The sequence below is a fragment of the Faecalibacterium sp. DFI.5.82 genome (genome assembly GCF_029076575.1).
Classification (GTDB): domain Bacteria; phylum Bacillota; class Clostridia; order Oscillospirales; family Ruminococcaceae; genus Faecalibacterium; species Faecalibacterium duncaniae.
Genome location: NZ_JARFIS010000873.1, coordinates 1 through 296 on the forward strand (window position 1 = coordinate 1; position 296 = coordinate 296).

Annotated in this window: 1 protein-coding gene; it reads right to left on the reverse strand. The window is 45.9% G+C overall.

Annotated elements, in window-relative coordinates:
• The coding region (locus tag P0G09_RS19295; protein WP_275253479.1) for a hypothetical protein at positions 1–296 on the reverse strand (296 nt) is incomplete at both ends.

The window sequence follows — 296 nt, forward strand, 5'->3', positions numbered from 1 at the left end:
AAGCGTATCAGATGTTTTTTCAACACGACTAACGGGATTACTCAGAAAAACGGTTTCAATAATTTGGGGTCTCCAATCAACTCCCGCCCATTTCTGAATCTCGTTCTCATATATCTGAAAATAGCAACCGTATTTCGACTCGAGTGCTTCCCATTGTGCTGCCAATGCCTCTGCTTCTTGCATTTGTGCCTCTGTCACATGATTTACATCAATTCTCTCCGCCAACCTTGCCAGTTCTGCCAGCTTTTCCAATGTGGAGGGGCGATGGTCTGCGCTCAGTTCTTCTGCTTCCGCAA